Genomic DNA, 17,427 nt, shown 5'->3' with positions numbered 1-17,427 from the left:
TAGGGTCTGCGCCACGCTGCCACTTGTTCGTATTCCCTTAGTACGTCATGCCTGTTTCACGTGAAACGCCCCCGGGCGTGCGACCAGGGAGAGCATCTAGCTGGGCTCGAAACACGTGCGGAACTGGTGCGTGTCCAAAGGGCATGGAGGAAAGCGAGGCTCGTGGACGGCCGTTTAGCTGCCCTCAGCACGCACTATCGCGGCATGGGCGATGCAGGGCTTGGCGGAACAGGCAGCATCGCGTGGCGGTGTTTCACGTGAAACACCCGCCCCGGGGCAGAGAGGGGTCTAGGCCGCCGCACCTAAGAGGGAGCGCCGTGGGCGCGAGGACCAGAAGGGCCACACGCGGCCTTGGGGGCCCCGCGTGAAGCCATGGACACTGAGCCGGGTTCTGGATACCAGGCAGGCTGCGGCCCCGCCTGGCGGTTCATGAGCATGATCTGCCCTGCCGCCGGCACCGCGGGTGGCGATCGGTATCCCGCCGGCGGCGTCGATTGCGGGGTGCGAATTCGAACTGCGGCACAAGCAGACCTATTGATCTGGTGCTGTCCAGGGACGCGATTAGGTGCTGTCCAGGGACGTGCCAAGGAGCCCGAAGATGGCCCCAGGGACTGCACCTCAACTGGATTTTGAGGCTGGAACTGACACAGCAGCAATTAGGCAGCATGCCGGCATGAAGGATCCATCCGAGTGGCGGACTCGGTTCTGGCGATTTTCCCGTCTCATGTGTCGTCGATGCCGCAGGGCGGAGGCTTGAGGGCAGCGGCACTCGGTGCCACCGACGCCGGAGTCCGTATCGGCTCATTGAGGTATTTCATTTGGTGCGCTCTGTCCTATGTTCGAAGGGCGGGTGTCCTGTGACCTGGTGACCTGAAGTCTGCAGGTAGAGGGTTTCTGCGCGGACTCTGAGCCGGAGAGTTGTTTAGCGACGGTAAACACAACTTAACGTCGCTACCCCTGGATACGTCTGCGAGGACGAGAGGACGATTGAACCGAGAACGCAGGCGACGCCTGACGCACCCGGCACCACGGGTAGCGGCTCGGGGTCTTTGCAAATCTGGCATCTGGGCAGTGCCGTGCTAGATACCGACTGCTTGTCCCGCCGTGCCGGGAAGTATGTCTGGCGGCCTTACCGTAAAGCCAATTGGGTGCTTATCGTGCGGATGGGGGTAGGGCCTCGGAAGACCCCCTCGCGGGTCGGCCGCGGTGGAGCCTCACCTGTCCAGTCAGGGTTTGCAGCCGTCAATCGCTTAACGCTCGTGTGACTTCCGAGCGTCCGATCGAGCCTGGCTGCGCTTCGCCTAAGTCCTGCCACTCTTCCGAGCGTCCAATCGGGCTCCGCTGCGCTTCGCCTAAGTCCTGCCGGACGTCGGCAGAGTGGGGGCGCCTTGGTTGAATGTGTTGTTTGTCCACCCTCGTCGAGAAGCCCGCCGGCTGGTGTTCGCCAGCGACTTCAGACGAAAGCTGTGAAGCTCTGAGGCTGCTAGCTCCTCCAGGATGGGAAGCAGCGGGGGCGCGAGAAGTAAGTACGCTTCCACACCGGACACCGGACACCGGACACCGGACACCGGACACCGGACACCGGACACCGGACACCGGACACCGGACACCGGACACCGGACACCGGACACCGGACACCGGACACCGGACACCGGACACCGCACGGCGGACAGCGGACACCGCACGGCGCACGTAGGACGCCGGAGGCAGGAGGCCGAGCACCGCACATAGGACACCGCACTGCGCTGACCAGCTCCATCCTCGACGCTGTGTTTCACGTGAAACGTGGACGGGGTAGAAGCTCCCAGCGGTTCAGGAACGCCTATCCGACGGGAGGATTGGTTAATGCGGGGTGTTCATCGGGCAGCTTCCGCATTCTACGCAGGGGCGACAGGGCCACCGGAAGGAAGGCCACACAGGCAGCGGCAGCAGCGATCCACAGTGCTGCCTCAGCTCCGTACAGCTGCCCAAGCACGCCGCCTAGCAGCGCGCCGACGGGCTGGGTGCCCCAGACCAGAAAACGCATGGTGGCGTTCATGCGTCCCAGGAGGCGGTCCGGGGTCAATCTTTGCCGGAAGCTCACTTGAGTGACGTTGTAGACCACCGTGCCGAAGCTGGCCACGCCGAGTCCAGCCGCGCCCAGCCAAACCGACAATCCGCCTCCCGCCGCAGGCAGCAGAAGCGCAAACGGCGCTGTCACAGCCATGGACAGCCAGATGGCAGGTCCTTCACCTAGCCACAGGGTTAGCCGCCGGGTCGCCAGGGCGCCGGCAAGGCCGCCAATCCCAAGAACCGAAAAGACAATGCCGATTTGGTGCGCACCAAGGCCTAGTTCTCTCGGAAGAAAGAACACCAGCATCGCCATGTAGGCGGCAAAGGCCAGATTGAACAATGCTGTAGCACCAGCGATGGCCCTCAGCAGGGGGTTGCCCAGAACGAAACGCAGGCCCTCTGCGATGTCCGTGCCCAGCTGGGATCCCGGCACCGGCTCCGGCTTGGGCTGCCGGTGACGCATGCGCCCAACGAACAGCGCGGACAATCCCATCGCAATTGCATCCAAGGCCAGGGCAACCGGTGCCGTCAGCCAGGCAATGAGCTGGCCGGCTGCGACCGGACCCCCGAGTTGGGCAACTGAGTGCACCGTTTCCAACTTGGCATTTCCTTCGACCAAATGGTCCCGCCCGATAAGCCGCGGCAGATAGCTTTGGTAAGCGACGTCGAAGAAGACGCTGAAGACGCCGATAAGCAACGCCACGACGTAAAGCTGCCAGACTGTGAGTATCCCGAGCCACCAGGCGAGAGGAACGGTGAGCAGGACCGCCGCCCGAATCAGGTCCGAAGAGACGAGCACGTGGCGGTACCGCAGCCGATCGACCCATACTCCAGCGGGCAATCCGATCAACAGGAACGCAACGGTGCTCATGGCGGAAAGCAGTCCAACTTCGAATTCATTGGCCGTCAGGGTCACCACCGCCACCAGCGGCAGCGCCAGGCCCGAAACCTGCTGCCCTAGCTGGCTCAGCGAAGTGGAATAGAACAGGAATCGGAAGTCATGATTCCGTAGGACTCCGCCAGGTACCGCAGCTGCGTCGCCGCCTTCAGTCGTCATGCCGTTGACTCTGGCCAATCGATTGACCTTTGTCAATAGCCCCTCTGGTAGTCTGCACACATGACAGACGAGAGCGGCACGGTCCCTCGGCGGTCAGCAAGTGAGGAAGAGGCGAAAGCCCTTGCGTCGGCAATGCGTATCCGCATTTTGCGCCTCTGCCGGAAAGAACAGCTGACCAACAAGGAAATTGCGACCAGGCTCGCCGCCAATCCGGCAACAGTGCTCCACCATGTCCGCAAGCTCGTCTCAGTAGGCTTCCTGGAACCGCAGGAGGCCCGGTCCGGACCCAGTGGCGCATTCGAGATTCCCTACCGCGCCACGGGCAAGTCATGGCAGTTGAACCTCGACGGCCGGGATCTCCGCTTGCGGGGCGCAGCTATCGGCGCGTTTGTTTCCGAGGTCGAACAGGTCCCCGCGTCGGAACAGGTCCAGATTTCCCGGCTAGGTATACGCCTCAGTGAAGAAGGACATGCCCGGCTCCTCGAACGTGTCCAGGCACTTCTGGATGAGTTCGAAGCCGAAGAACCTCCTGAGGGAAGCACCCATTACTCGCTTTTTATGGCCATCCATCCTGACTCTCCACCTGAAACGCAGCCAGAGCGGTAACCAGGAAATACCAGAACCCCTGACGGTTCAGCAGGGGTATATTTCGGCTACGCCGGCATGGCTACGCGGAGGCAGGAAGCACGTTGTTTCACGTGAAACGGATTACCTGATCGACTGCAGCCGTTCGGACGCGTCGACAAAGGGCTGGAGCGGCGGAGTGAAACAAATCGCGCCGGCAAGTCCGCCGCCGTGCAGGGTCGCCCCGATGTGCACCGGAGGTACGAGACGGAGATCGGCAATGGCGGCAGCATCCATGCCCCAGGGGACCCCGCGCCCGCCAAGTGCCGGAATCCGCAGCGTCGGATGCTCCGCCGACGCAACCGCATACAGGGAGCTGGTCAGTTCCATCATTTGCGCCGGAGTCCCGACAGAGACCGGACTCAGGGCGGGAGCCGCCGCCGCAGCGGCGCCGCCCAGCCCCAGCGTTTCCATGATCAGGCTGTCGCCACCGCTGTACCCCAGATCAGCGGACGTCCAGGGCGGCATGAGTTTTCCGGGAAACCCGGCGATCGGTGGCAGGGGTGTACGGAACCACTGGCCCGGAACGCCGGAAACCCTGATCGCGAATTCCTTTTCGTTCATTGCCATGGCCGTGACGATGGAGCTGCCCGGAATTGAGTCCGCTGCGTCCGCAATCACCTTTGCGGCTGCCATGGCGACGTGAAGGAAATGGAATTCCGCTGTGTCGAGGTACGCCAGCAATGAAGCTGCCTCCGGGACATCGCCCGGACGCTGGAGGACGCGTTCCAAGACGGCATTCCGGAACAGAAGCCCGGCAGCGGTCTGCCTGCCGTGAAGTTCATCGCCCATCGCCAGCGCCTGCGCCATGATGGGCAGGAGCGGTATGGGAGATCCCCGGAGGATCTGTGCCAAGGCCGGTGCCACATGGTTCCTGATTCGGGCCAGATTGTCGTTGACCGCTGGTCCCTGGGAACCGAAGGTAAGCGCCTGCGCCCCTGGACCTTCATTCATCCTGCACGTAGCGGTGCGTCCGGACAGGCGGTCCTGTACAACGAGCACGGGCATGGAGGCGGAGCAAACTCCCGTAAGCGATCCAACGGCACCGTAGTCGTGGCAGGAGCCCAGCCGGATCACCCCCGAGTGAAGCAAGGCGTCCGCCTCTGCCGGGGTGGCAGCAAGCCCTTCGAATATAGCTGAACCGACAACCGCCAAGCGTTGGCAACCGGTGTAATCCTGCCACTGCATCAACGGTCCCGAGACGAGGATGGTGTCCTCAGTCATGCCCGGGACTGCCTCCAGGGCTGGAAGGACATCGATCAGCTCGGGCTCCGCGGAGAGCATTGCCTCGACAGCTGCTTCATTGGCCGAGAGGCGGGAAACCTCCCTCGACGTGGTCGTCATACTGTTTCCGCTGCCATGGAATTCCCCCGAACCGTCATGCCAGAAGCATGGCACACGGCACGGTACGTTGGTGCGATGAATGATGGCGCATCGCCCGGATTCCCGGGTACGGTCGCTCGGGCCTACGACGCCGTTGCCCGGGCCTACGCGGAGCTGATCCCCACGGCGGGCGGGGCCGGGGGGCCGGAGGACGAGCTGGACCTGGCCATGGTGCACAGATTTGCCGGCTCGCTGCCGTCCGGGGCCGCCATCCTGGATGCGGGGTGCGGAGCCGGGCGGATGATTAGCTATCTCGACGCACTGGCGCCACTGGCTATCCAAGGGTGCGACATTTCGGAAGGTATGGTCCGCCAGGCCCGGAAAGCCCATCCGCGAAGGCGGTTTGAGGTAGCTGCGATATCCTCGTTGCCCTACGCCGACGGATCATTCCACGGGGTGCTGGCCTGGTATTCGATTATCCACACCCCGGGTGCAGCATTACCGGAGGTTTTCGCCGAGTTCCGGCGGATACTGCGCCCCGGTGGACGGCTCTTATTGGGTTTCCAGGCAGGGGTGGGGTCCCGGAGAATCACAAAGGCCTACGGACAAGAAATGGAACTCACGGCCTATCTCCACGACGTCCCGAAAACAGCCGCGCTGCTGGAGGGAGCAGGTTTCCAGGTCCGGGAAAGCCTGAACCGTCCCCCGACCTCCGCGGAACGCTATGCGCAGGGATTCATCAGCGCACAACGCCCGGGCTGACAGGCGCTTAGCCCTGCGGGAAAGTTCGATGCCCTGCAGCGCAAACGCTCAGACCTCACCCCGAGCGAAAAACGTGAGATCTGCGCGCACTACTGGGTTTCGATAGGAAACACGCTGCCTAGAGGCCGGAAACCCGTCTCGCAGCCGGCTCTTCCGTCGGATTGAACTTGAGCACATCATCCAGGGCCAGGGTGCCCGTGGGCTGGTCCTCCTCCTCAAGGAGGTACAGGCGCTGGATACCAATCACGATTGAGTCGGCTACCGTCTGGCGGAAGACCGGATCGGCGAGGCGCTCGGCGTCGTGCGCGTTGCTAAGGTAGCCCAGATCGAGCCCCACGGACGGTACACCCGGCACCTTCAGAGTGTCCCAGGTCCGGGCATGAACGCCCAGATTGTCCATGTCGGTACGGGCGCCTAGTTCCTTCAAGAGCAGCACGGCGGCCCGGTGGCCGATGGGGGAGCGTGCTTCACCGGTACCCGGCAGGCCCCAGTAGTAGGCAGCCGTGCCGGAGGCGGCCTGCTGGTTCAGCCAGTCACAGTGGATATCCAGGTTCAGGCTGGGCACGTTCCGCGGCGATCCTGATTCGGATGCGGTGCCGCTTTGCTGCGGAACCAGCCGGGCGCCGAACTCACGCAGGATGCGCTCCACACGCCCGGCGATATCCGTGGTGACCAGCAGTTCGGTCAGCGGATCACCGCTGAGCCGCTCCACGCAGTGCGGCGACACCAGCTGCGAACGGCCGATGTTTACCGAAATAACGCGCCCACGCAGGGCCGCGGTGGAGCGGTCCAGCCGTTCGTAGTCGCGCAGCGCGAAAGCCTGGCTGGGCGAGATGGCGCGGTTCACCCGGGACATGGACAGCATGGTGTCGCGGTCGCACACACCGGTGCCCGGCAGCCCCAGGTTCTGCTGCAGCTCGGCCACTGCGTAGCGGGTACGCACGCCGAAACTGCCGTCAATGTGACCGTAGTAGAACCCGAGGTGGGACAGATGGCGTTGGAGCTCAGCGACATCGTCGCCCCGCAGCTGCCCGCCCTCAACGTAGTTCAGGGTCCGGTCTCCGAAGCGGAACTGCGCCTCGGACAGGGCCCGCTGGGTGTCCGGACCGGCAACGCCGTCGACAATCAGGCCTCGGCTCTGTTGGAAAGCCCGGACCGCGGCGTCAACGTGGTCATCGAAAACGGTCGGATCATTAACGGCGTCCGGTGCCAGGTAGGACAGGGTGACGCCGGCGCGCAGCAACGCTTCACGAAGCGCTACCACACGCCGGCTGGCATCCAGCCTTCGCAGGCTTTCACCATGCACAGTCATTGCTATTTACTTCAGGAAGGCCGCGAATTCCTGCTCCAGGACCTGCTTCGGCTTGGCGCCGATGGAAGTCGCCGCAACCTCACCGCCCTGGAACACGTAAACGGCAGGGATGGAGGTGATGCCGTACTGAGCGGCGATCGCGGGGTTTTCATCCACGTTCACCTTCACTACGTCCACCTTGTCGCTGTACTGCGCGGCAATGTCGTCGAGGATGGGGGACAGCATGCGGCACGGGCCGCACCATTCAGCCCAGAAGTCCACGATTACGGGCTTGTCTGCGGTCAGGACATCGGTACCGAAAGAAGCGTCGGTTACTGCTTTTGCACTGCTCATTTTTTGCTCTCCTAAGCGAGGAACGGAATTAGAGGGCTGCGTGTTCGGAAACAGCCTCTGACGGCGGGGTGGGGACCTCCGCCGCGGTGGAGACGGAATCGCCCAGATCGGCGAGGTAGTGTTCGACGTCGACGGCGGCCACACAGCCGGAGCCGGAGGCGGTGATGGCCTGCCGGTAGGTCGGATCGATGACGTCGCCGGCCGCGAAGACACCCGGGAGGGACGTCTTGGAGGTACGGCCCAGGACGGCGATGGTGCCCTCCTCGGTGAGTTCAAGCTGGCCGCGGACCAGGTCCACCCGGGGGTCGTTGCCAATGGCCACGAACACACCCGTGACGTTGAGCTCGGATTCGGAACCGTCCTTGGTGCTGCGCAGCACCAGGCCGGTGACCTTGTCCTCGCCGCGGATGGCGGCTACTTCCGAATCCCAGGCGAAGCGGATCTTCTCGTGGGAAAGGGCACGCTCCTGCATGATCTTGGAGGCACGCAGGCTGTCCCGGCGGTGCACCACGGTGACCGAGGAGGCGAACTTGGTGAGGAACAGTGCTTCCTCCAGAGCGGAGTCGCCGCCGCCGATGACGGCGATGTCCTGGCCCTTGAAGAAGAAGCCGTCACACGTGGCACACCAGCTGACGCCGCGGCCGGAGAGGCGCTTTTCGTCCGGCAGTCCCAGTTCCCGGTAGGCGGACCCGGTGGAGATGATGACTGCGCGTGCGCGGAAGGTTTCGCCCGTACCGATGGTCACCGTTTTGATGTCGCCGGTGAGCTCCACCTCTGTGACGTCCTCGAAGAGGATTTCGGTCCCGAATCGAGCGGCCTGCTTTTCGAAATTGGCCATCAGATCCGGTCCCATGATGCCTTCGGGGAAGCCGGGGAAGTTCTCCACATCGGTGGTGTTCATCAGCTCGCCGCCGGCGGTAACTGAACTCGCAATCAGGAGCGGCTTCAGGTTGGCACGCGCCGCGTAAACGGCAGCGGTGTATCCGGAGGGGCCGGAGCCGACGATGATGACCTCGCGGACGTCGCCGGCAGCGGCGGCGCCGTCGTTGGCTACGGGGTTTTCGGTGCTCACGGGGCGGTGAACCTCTTCCTTGTAGAACTACAGTGTGGAACTAAAAAACGGAGATCGAATCCCGAAGGACCGATTCCTACTGGGATCACCCGGCACAACGAATACCGGGTCCAGCTTATTCCGGCAGCCCGGGCCGGGACAGGCTCGTCACGGCCGGGCGGCAGGATCGGAGCGCAGGGGTCAGGACACGCCGATTTCGGCGATCCGAAGTCCCCACGGGTAAGCGGCCTGCACCCCGTTGAGGCGGGGCAGCTGCGTGAAGTTGATGATGACATAGCGGGCCGTGGCTGGCTGTCCGTCCGTCTTCGGCACCGGAATGCTGGTGGTGGGACCGGTGAAGCCGCTCTGGGCCACCGAGGTCGCACCCTCCAGATCCGGAGTGTCGTTAAGCATTACGGAGAAGCTGCCGCCCGTGCCGTTCAGCTGCGTGATGTTGACCTCGTTGACCGCCGATTCCGTCCCCAGATCCACCACCATGGCCATGCTCTGGGCGAGCCCGCCGAACGTGTCGCTGGCGTACACGTAGCTGGACCAGTACGAGGACGGGTTGCCGTCGATGATCTGCGGCAGGGCGCCGTCGCTGCCGGAATCGAGCTGCGGGTTCCCCGGAACCAGACGGGTGATGCCTGCAATCTCCGGTGCCGGTGCAGGTGCGGCGGCGTCCGCGCTCGGGGCGGCCTGCGCAGCATCCTGCGTCGGTTCGGTGGAGGCACCCGCTTCCGGGTTGGATTCGAACATGTCGCCCATTTTGCCGAGCTGGGAAACTGCGAGGACCACTGCGAGGACAAGCACGAGACTCAGGACCGCCCCGATAAGCACGCGGCCGGACTTGCGGTTCGGTTTTTCCTCGGCGCTGTCCTCTTCGTAGTCCTCGTCCGGATCACCGTACCCGTAGCCGTCTTCGTCGTAATTTCCTGCCGCCAGGGCGGACTTGGGGAAGGTCGACGCAGAGCGGGAGTTTCGTTCCGGAACAGGTGCAGCCTGGGGCTCGTCATCTTCCCACTTGGTGACCTTGGCCGGGCCGGCTTCGGCGGCGGACTGCCGGGGCCGGTTAGCGGGAGGCGGGGGGACGTTGGCGCCGCCGGTTGCGGCTTCAGCCGGAGCGTCGGCGGACTCGCCGAACTGAAGATCGCGCTCGGCCGCGGCGGCCCCGGCACCGGCTCCGGCAGCAGCGGCGGTGCGTCCAAACCGGGGGAGCTTGGGCTTGTGCGAACCGGAGAGCAGCGGCTTGCGCTGCTCGCGCTCCTCGTGTTCGACGTAGCGGTCTTCCTCGACGGTTTCCGGCTCGCGGGAGCGGGGCACACCGAAGATTTCCGAGCCGAGGGTGTCGGTGAAGAAAGGCTCTACGTAGGGGGCATCCCGCTCAATTACGAGATCCAGGAGATCCGCCGCGCTGGCAGTATTCGTGACCAGATAGGTACGGCCGTCACTGACACCCAGATCCAGCACCTGGACGTTGCCATGGCGTTCACCGGTGGCGATTTCACGGGCGCTTGCCGAGACCTGGCTGGCATTCATGGGGGCGGCTACGAGGATGCTGACGGAGCGGTTCAGGACCTGGTCCACACCATCGAGCACCATGTCCTGTTCAGCTGAAGCGAGTACCAGGGCTGTCACCTTGTAACGCCCGCCCAGTACTGAACCGACGTCTACGGACTGTGGCACGTGTTCCTCCCATGAAAACGGCAATAAGACTGCGTCAGGCTTATCTGACATTGCGTACTCGGATGTTCGTTCACGGACACGGAACACGGCCGGCTGCCGCAGCCCTGAACTGCCTGCTTTGTTCCCATGCTACCCGTGCCGTCACAGAATGCCGGAAGCGGCACTTTAGGGAGTGCGCCGGAGTTTGGCAAGGAGCGGTGCCAGGAACGCGTCAAGCTCGGAGACCTTCAGAACGCGCAGCATGAGGTAGTACGCCACGGCCATCAGGGCGCCGCAGACCACCAGGACCACTGTGGCGGAAGGCACCGACTGCCAGGCAAAGCCGTCGGCCGAGTACCCGCCCAGCACGGCCAAGGCGGCAGACCCGACGGCGGAAGCAGCCAAAGCGGCAACCACGAGCCGGACGTGGACGTCAAAGATCCGGGCCCCGCCGTAGTCGCCGAGGCTGCGGCGGAGGAAGATGTGGCTGAGGACGGCGGCCGCGACGTTGCCCAGGGAATAGGCGATTGCCAGGGCGAAGATGATCCGGTCCGCGGGCAGGGTGGCTGCCCCCAGGGCAAGCGTGATGCCGAAGGCCGAAAGAATCAGCTGCATAACGAGCGGGGTCTTCGCATCCTCGTTGGCGTAGAAGGCGCGGTTCATCAGGAAGGTGGCGCTGAGGAAAGGTGCGCTGATCGCCAGCAGCACCAGCACCTGGGCCTGCAGCGCGGCGGAGACATTCGATCCGCCGCTGAACCAGATGCTGATCGGTCCGGCCAGGACAATCAGCACCGCCGAGCAGAAGACGGTGGCCACGCCGATGGCCCGCAGCCCCTGCGAAAGGGTCGCCCGGACGCCGTCGTAGTTTTTCTCCGAGTAGGCGTGGGACATCTGGTTGAAGAGCACCGTGGCGAGGGACAACGTGATGACGGAGTGCGGAATGATGTACAGCATCGACGCCGTTTCCAGGTTCAGCTGCCCGGCAATCTCACGGCCCATGGCCTGGTATTCGGGCCGGGCTTCGGAGGCGATCGTGGCCACGGCTGTGTAGACCAGGTAAGCGCCGTTGCCCACAAGCATGGTGATGATGGTCCACTTGGCCACCTTCCCGGTTTCCCGCAGGCCCACCCCGCGAAGCCCGAACGAGGGACGCAGCCCCAATCCAAGGCGGCGCAGCGGGACCAGCAGGATCAGTGCCTGCATCACAATGCCGAGGGTGGTGCTGCCGGCCAGGAGAACGGTGGCCTGGGTAGTCCAGTTCTCCGGAGAGAACGACGACGTCTCCTCCCTGCCGATGAACGTAATGAAGACGAGCAGGCCGGCGATCGCGATGATGTTGTTGACCACGGGCGCCCACATATACGCGCCGAACCTGCCGTTGGCGTTGAGGATCTGCCCGATCACCGCGTAGGCGCCGTAGAAGAAGATCTGCGGGAAAAGCCAGTAGGCGAAGGTGGTCGCCAGGGTCAGCTGGTCCGGGCTCAGCGACAAGACCGTGGACAGGATCACGGGTGCAGCGAGCGTGGCCACGAGGGCTATGCCGGCCAGCACGAGGAGGCAGAGGGTGAGGATCCGCGAAACGTACTCGGCGCCGCCGTCGGGCCGCTTGCTCGCCTTGATGATCTGCGGGACCAGCACTGCGTTGAAGACGCCGCCGGCCACCATCAGATAGATAAAGTTCGGCAGCACGTTGGCTGAACTGAAGATATCGGTGACCAGTCCGGTGCTGCCGATGGCGATTGCCAACAGGGCGGTGCGGACCAGTCCAAGGACGCGGGAAACGAGTGTTCCCGATGCCATCACGACACTCGAACGCGTAGTACTGGGGGCTATGTTCTTTTCGGCCATCGTGACCCTATGTTCTCACCTCCGGTCCGGATTGCCTCAAACGGCGCTGCGCCCCGGGGGAGTCAAAGGTAGCGGGGAAGGATCTCGCGGGCGAGGTCCGCGATGCGGCGCTCATTGGGGAAGGAGAGCCTCCGGCCGAGCTCCGCCAGCGGAACCCAGGCGACGTCCACGGCTTCGTGGTCCGGATCATTTTCGATGGTCAGATGCCCGCCGCAGGCTTCCAGGAGGAAGTGGTGGACCGTCTTATGCACCCGGTGCCCGCTGACCGTAAACCAGTAGTCGATACTGCCCAGTGCCGTCAGGATGCGGCCGTCAATGCCCGTTTCCTCCGCAATTTCGCGGATGGCAGCAGCCTGGTTGTCTTCGTCGTTTTCGGGGTGGCCCTTCGGCAGGCACCATTCCAGCCGGCCGCCGCGGTTCAGGCGGGCAATAATCGCGACGTGCAGCTGCTCCGTTGAGGTGTCCACCACAATCCCGCCGGCCGAAACCTCCTCCACCGTGGGGAGGGGGGTATGCACCGAATGCGCACCGGCGCCGCCCATTGACGCAGTCAACGGGGTCCGCTTGGGGGCGCTCGGTACGGGATGGGCCATACTCCCACTGTAACGATCTTTGCCGGGGGATGATGACTGTTATGCGGGCTGCCGGAGAGGAAGCGGGAACCCTCGGCGTGTCCGCGCTCCGGCTCTCACCCCTTGTCGGCCTTCACCGTTTTATCTGGCAGGCTTAAAGCACTATGGTGCACCTTTTTGATAGTTCGGCTTTGAATTCCCCGTTACCCGAGGTGATCCCGGAACTCGGGGCGCGTTTCGAGGATGCCGGGTACGAGCTTTCGCTCGTTGGCGGCCCCGTCCGCGACCTGTTCCTGGGCAGGGTTTCCCCGGATCTGGATTTCACCACCAACGCGCGCCCGGACGACATCATCAGGGTCATCAAGGGCTGGGCCGACACTTACTGGGAGATCGGCCGGGAGTTCGGCACCATCGGGATGCGCAAGGACGGCTTCCAGGTGGAGGTCACCACCTACCGAGCCGATGCCTATGATCCCGACTCCCGCAAGCCCGCCGTGGCTTTCGGCGACAAGCTGGAAGACGATCTGTTCCGCCGCGACTTCACCATGAACGCGATGGCGCTGCGGCTGCCGTCGATGGAACTGGTGGATCCCTTTGGCGGAGCCCGCGATCTGCATGCGGGGATGGTGCGCACCCCCGGTGCGCCGTCGACGTCGTTCTCCGACGATCCGCTGCGCATGATGCGGGCCGCCCGCTTCGCCTCCCAGCTGGGGGTGGAGGTGGCGCCGGACGTTTTCGAAGCGATGCGGGACATGGCCGGGCGGATCGAAATCATCTCCGCCGAACGGGTCCGGGACGAATTGACCAAGCTGATCTGCGGCAAGGCCCCGTGGACCGGCGTGAACCTCCTCGTGGAGAGCGGCCTGGCCGACCACGTGCTGCCTGAGGTTTCGGCGCTGCGCCTCGAGATTGATGAGCACCACCGGCACAAGGACGTGTACCAGCACTCGCTGACGGTCCTCCGCCAGGCGTGCGAACTGGAAACCGACGGCGACGGCCCGGTGCCGGCGCCGGATTTCGTGCTGCGCTTCGCGGCCCTGATGCACGACGTCGGAAAACCCTCCACCCGCCGCTTTGAATCAACCGGGTCCGTGAGCTTCCTGCACCACGACGCCGTCGGCGCCAAGCTGACCGCGAAGCGGATGAAGGCCCTGCGGTTCGACAATGACACCATCAAGGCCGTGGCCCGCCTGGTGGAACTGCACATGCGCTTCTACGGCTACGGCGATGCAGGCTGGACCGACTCGGCAGTGCGCCGCTACGTGAACGACGCCGGTCCGCTGCTGCAGCGGCTGCACCGGCTTACGCGCTCCGATGTCACCACCCGCAACCGGCGCAAGGCCGAGCGGCTGGCCTTCGCCTACGACGATTTGGAGCAGCGCATAGCTGCCCTGGCCGAGCAGGAAGAGCTGGCCGCGATCCGTCCGGACCTGGACGGCGAACAGATCATGGCCCTGCTGCAGATCCGTCCCGGACCGGTGGTGGGCCGTGCGTACCGGTTCCTGCTGGAGGAACGGATGGAAAACGGTCCGCGGAGCGAGGCTGAAACAGCTGAGCTGCTCCGCGCCTGGTGGGCGGAACAGCCCGAGAACCCGAATGCTGCCGCCGGCACAGCACCTGATACAACGGAACCGGAACCCCAGCGGGAACCGAAAGCATCAGGTACGAATATGAAGGACAGCGAAAAATGAGCAACGGGGAAAACTTCGGACCTGCAGTCCCGGACCTGACTCCGTCCGGAACCCGGCTGCCCCGCCTCTGGCTGCTGCGCCACGGGGAAACCGAATGGTCCCGGGAAGGCAACTACACCGGCCTGACGGATATCCCCCTTACGGCCGAGGGCGAGGCCCAGGCTGAGGCCGCGCGGGCCAAGATCGGTCCGGTGGCCTTTGACCGGGTACTGACCTCCCCGCTGATCCGTGCCCGCCGCACCGCAGAACTGGTGGGTTACCCCGATGCCGAGGTGGTTCCGCATGCCCACGAGTGGGACTACGGGGACAACGAGGGCCGCAACAGCCGGCAGGTCCGCGCAGAGAATCCCGGCTACCTGATCTGGAAGGACGGCGTGCCCAACGGGGAGACCCTGGCGCAGGTCGCCGAACGGGCCGACCTCATCATCTCCTCCGTGCAGGCCGGCAGCGGCACTGAAATGGACCGCGACCCCGAAGCGACGCCGGTGGAGAAGGTACTGCTCGTGGCGCACGGCCATTTCCTGCGTATCCTGGCTGCCCGCTGGCTCGGCCTTGCCCCTGAGATGGGCCGGCATTTTGCGCTGAGCACCGCAGCGGTCTGCACCCTCGGCTGGGACAAGCACACGCCCGCAGTTGTCGGCTGGAACCTCTAGTACCGCGACACCGCCCTGCCCGTACGACCCTGAATTAAAAGTTTTTCAGGGAATTTAGCGAAAGTGCTTGGCAGGCCCGTGAAGTCTGTTGTACCTTTCTTTTGCGGGCACGTTAATTGTCCGCAATAGACCGAACTGGATTCCCTGCTTACGCAGCTGCTTCTGCAGCCTTACGTCAGTGTCCAGTACCCCGGGTACCGCGAACAGGAGGTGGAGATTGATGAACACTAATGGAATTCACATCGTAGTTGCCGGTGGCAAAACCGGCGGCAATCTCCGGCCGTCCTTCCGGAAGTCCCAGGTGCCAACCTCGGTCCTCCCCGGTCGGCCCCGCGCCGCTTCCCGGTTTACCGGAACTGCCAGCTGGCCGGCCGTTTCAGCATAAACGCTGCCGACCAGGCAAAGCAGTCTACCGCCACCGGCGCCAGCATCGGGTGCCCCCGTCCGGCTCCACACACGCTCTTCCAACGCCCCTCCCTTTCAGTGGGGAGCTGGCCGGGCCCGTGTAGTGGATTAGGCGCGGCACGCTAGCCGGCATTCCCATTGAAAGGCATTGCCGCGTCAAAGGTCGGGTATTTCCCGCAAATCGCCTTGACGCCGCTTTAATGTCCTTTATTGGCTTCCCGCGTCATTTCGACGTTCTTTTTTTCCTTATTCTTTTGTGCCCATTTTCGGGCCTTCCTGTCGGAGCTTCCAATGCCTGAATTGCCCCTGCCCAATACCACTCTGCCCAAAACCACCCAACCCGGTCCCCGGTCCGGATTCCAGGGCCGGCTGCCCAATGCTGCCGCCGGCCGCGATGAGCCGCTGCTGCCCCGCGCACGGCCTCCGGAACAACCCGCTCCTGTCCTGCGACGCGCAGCCAGGGGGGTGTACGCAATGCTCAAGCGCCTGCGGAGTTCCTACCTCCGGTCCAGTGACGTCCATCAGGCCCGGTTGGACGCGGCCCTGACCGGTGAACAAGGTCACCTGCTGATGCACTACTTCAATTCCGTCAAGTAAGCGAGGTCCCGACCTGTTCAACCGTCGCTGCCCGGCACCTCCCTGTGGGATGCCGGGCAGCGCCGTGCCCGGCATCAGGCGGCGAGGGGACGGACGTGTTCTGGCTGACAGGAAACAAAGCTCGAGCCCTCGGCGTTATAAAGTCGATAGAGAACTTAACGGTCAGGAAGGGAGCGAAGTGCCCCAGGTCAAGCGTGTGGCCATGCTCTCCCTTCATACCTCCCCGCTTGAACAGCCCGGGTCCGGCGATGCCGGCGGCATGAACGTATACGTCCGCTCCGTTGCCCTCGAGCTGGCGCGGGCAGGTACCGAGGTGGAGATTTTCACCCGGGCCACCGACCCTCTGCAGACCGCCGACGTTGCTCTGGCCCCCGGGGTGAAGGTTCGCCACGTGGTTGCCGGTCCCGTCCGCAAGGTGGCCAAGGAAGAGCTGCCGTACCTGGATCTGGCCGGCGCGGTGGCTGAAGCGCAGCCGTTCCTGCTGGCGGGCGGCTTCGATGTTGTCCACTCCCACTACTGGGTTTCAGGCGCCGCAGGACTATCCGTGGCGCGGCAGTGGGACCTCCCGCTGGTCCACACCATGCACACCATGGCTCGGGTCAAGAACCTGCAGGGGCAGCCCGGTGAAGCGCTCGAGCCGCAGATCCGGATCGACGGCGAGGAGCAGATAGTCCGCGGCGCGACCCGGTTGATAGCCAATACCAGCACCGAGGCCGCCGAGCTCGAAACATTTTACGGAGCCGATCCGGACTCCGTGGACGTGGTGGCGCCGGGCGTGGACCTGAATGTGTTTTCACCACGCGGCAGGCCAGGAGTGCAGGCCGGACTGGGATTCCTTCCCGGGGTTTTCCATGTGGTTTTCGCCGGCCGGATCCAGCGCATGAAAGGCCCCCAGATCCTGGTGGAGGCCGCCGCCGAGCTGCGCCGCCGCCGCCCGGACATTCCCCTGCGCGTAAGCATCCTCGGCGCCGGCAGCGGCTCCTCCGTGCTTGACCTGGCACCGCTGGTCCGCCGGTTGGGACTGCAGGACACGGTGTCCCTGCGCCCGCCGGTCAAGCCGCACCAGCTCGCTGCCTGGTTCCGGGCCGCCGACGTCGTGGCCGTGCCTTCCTTCAGCGAATCGTTCGGCCTGGTGGCCCTCGAGGCCCAGGCCTGCGGCACCCCCGTCCTCGCCGCCAATGTGGGCGGGCTGCCCAAGGCTGTGCGCAACGGCAGCAGCGGCGTCCTTGTGGACGGCCATGCCCCGGGCCGCTGGGCCGCCGAACTGGAGGCACTCTACGACGGCACCGACCGCCGTCGTGCGCTCGGTGAAGGGGCTGCCGCCCACGCTCAGGCATTCGGCTGGCGCCGGACCGCCATGCTGACCGCGGAAAGCTACCGCGAGGCGGCCGAGCAGTTCGCCAGCCGCTCCGTGCGCAAGTAGCCCTGGGCGGCTCCACAGGCTGCTGCCGCCCCTGCCCTGCTGATAGCTTGTCTTGCATC

Annotated in this window: 14 protein-coding genes; 6 read left to right on the top strand and 8 right to left on the bottom strand. The window is 64.5% G+C overall.

What is annotated here, in order from left to right:
* Positions 1-1,822 precede the first annotated feature (1,822 nt).
* A complete protein-coding gene (locus LOC56_RS05610) occupies positions 1,823-3,109 on the bottom strand; it encodes an MFS transporter (protein ID WP_229951253.1) in 1,287 nt (428 codons plus the stop codon).
* Positions 3,110-3,169: 60 nt separating this feature from the next.
* On the opposite strand from LOC56_RS05610, the gene LOC56_RS05605 reads away from it, so the two are divergent.
* Positions 3,170-3,715 carry an ArsR/SmtB family transcription factor gene (locus LOC56_RS05605; protein ID WP_229951251.1) on the top strand — a complete coding sequence of 182 codons (546 nt, stop codon included), beginning with the start codon at positions 3,170-3,172 and terminating at the stop codon, positions 3,713-3,715.
* 102 nt (positions 3,716-3,817) lie between these two features.
* Here LOC56_RS05605 and LOC56_RS05600 read toward each other — a convergent pair whose 3' ends face one another.
* Entirely contained in the window at positions 3,818-5,077 is a 1,260-nt protein-coding gene (locus tag LOC56_RS05600) for an oxamate carbamoyltransferase subunit AllG family protein (RefSeq protein WP_229951249.1), read from the bottom strand.
* A 75-nt stretch (positions 5,078-5,152) separates the two neighbouring features.
* Between LOC56_RS05600 and LOC56_RS05595 the strand changes: the two genes are divergently transcribed.
* Complete coding sequence (locus tag LOC56_RS05595; protein WP_229951247.1) at positions 5,153-5,818, top strand: class I SAM-dependent methyltransferase; 666 nt, start codon at positions 5,153-5,155, stop codon at positions 5,816-5,818.
* A 118-nt stretch (positions 5,819-5,936) separates the two neighbouring features.
* Here the strand turns inward: LOC56_RS05595 and LOC56_RS05590 are convergent, their stop codons facing one another.
* The 6 genes from LOC56_RS05590 to LOC56_RS05565 form a co-directional block, all read right to left on the bottom strand.
* Positions 5,937-7,130, bottom strand: coding sequence for a peptidoglycan-binding protein (locus LOC56_RS05590; RefSeq protein WP_229951245.1), 1,194 nt, complete (start codon positions 7,128-7,130; stop codon positions 5,937-5,939).
* 6 nt (positions 7,131-7,136) lie between these two features.
* Positions 7,137-7,463 carry a thioredoxin gene (gene trxA, locus LOC56_RS05585; protein WP_229951243.1) on the bottom strand — a complete coding sequence of 109 codons (327 nt, stop codon included), beginning with the start codon at positions 7,461-7,463 and terminating at the stop codon, positions 7,137-7,139.
* A 28-nt stretch (positions 7,464-7,491) separates the two neighbouring features.
* Positions 7,492-8,535, bottom strand: coding sequence for a thioredoxin-disulfide reductase (gene trxB, locus LOC56_RS05580; RefSeq protein ID WP_229951241.1), 1,044 nt, complete (start codon positions 8,533-8,535; stop codon positions 7,492-7,494).
* Positions 8,536-8,715: 180 nt separating this feature from the next.
* Positions 8,716-10,200 (bottom strand): ABC transporter substrate-binding protein, encoded by a 1,485-nt coding sequence (locus LOC56_RS05575; RefSeq protein WP_229951239.1) that lies wholly within the window; start codon positions 10,198-10,200, stop codon positions 8,716-8,718.
* A gap of 165 nt (positions 10,201-10,365) precedes the next feature.
* Positions 10,366-12,027, bottom strand: a complete 1,662-nt coding sequence (gene murJ, locus LOC56_RS05570; protein ID WP_269437937.1) for a murein biosynthesis integral membrane protein MurJ — start codon at positions 12,025-12,027, stop codon at positions 10,366-10,368.
* Positions 12,028-12,089: 62 nt separating this feature from the next.
* The gene (locus tag LOC56_RS05565; protein ID WP_227920343.1) at positions 12,090-12,620 is read right to left on the bottom strand and encodes an NUDIX hydrolase; all 531 of its coding nucleotides are present in this window, start codon (positions 12,618-12,620) and stop codon (positions 12,090-12,092) included.
* Positions 12,621-12,763: 143 nt separating this feature from the next.
* On the opposite strand from LOC56_RS05565, the gene LOC56_RS05560 reads away from it, so the two are divergent.
* From LOC56_RS05560 to mshA, 4 genes are all read left to right on the top strand, one after another.
* Positions 12,764-14,290, top strand: a complete 1,527-nt coding sequence (locus LOC56_RS05560) for a CCA tRNA nucleotidyltransferase (protein ID WP_229951234.1) — start codon at positions 12,764-12,766, stop codon at positions 14,288-14,290.
* Positions 14,287-14,943 (top strand): histidine phosphatase family protein, encoded by a 657-nt coding sequence (locus tag LOC56_RS05555; RefSeq protein ID WP_229951232.1) that lies wholly within the window; start codon positions 14,287-14,289, stop codon positions 14,941-14,943. The genes LOC56_RS05560 and LOC56_RS05555 overlap by 4 nt, the downstream gene beginning before the upstream one ends.
* Positions 14,944-15,639: 696 nt before the next feature.
* Complete coding sequence (locus LOC56_RS05550) at positions 15,640-15,945, top strand: hypothetical protein (protein WP_229951230.1); 306 nt, start codon at positions 15,640-15,642, stop codon at positions 15,943-15,945.
* Between the two features lie 178 nt (positions 15,946-16,123).
* Complete coding sequence (gene mshA / locus LOC56_RS05545) at positions 16,124-17,368, top strand: D-inositol-3-phosphate glycosyltransferase (RefSeq protein WP_229951228.1); 1,245 nt, start codon at positions 16,124-16,126, stop codon at positions 17,366-17,368.
* Positions 17,369-17,427: the final 59 nt, after the last annotated feature.

Source organism: Arthrobacter sp. zg-Y179, assembly GCF_020907345.1.
GTDB classification, from domain to species: Bacteria; Actinomycetota; Actinomycetes; order Actinomycetales; family Micrococcaceae; genus Arthrobacter_B; species Arthrobacter_B jinronghuae.
The sequence above is the reverse complement of the archived record's forward strand: the minus strand, read 5'-3'. Positions and strand labels throughout refer to the sequence as shown.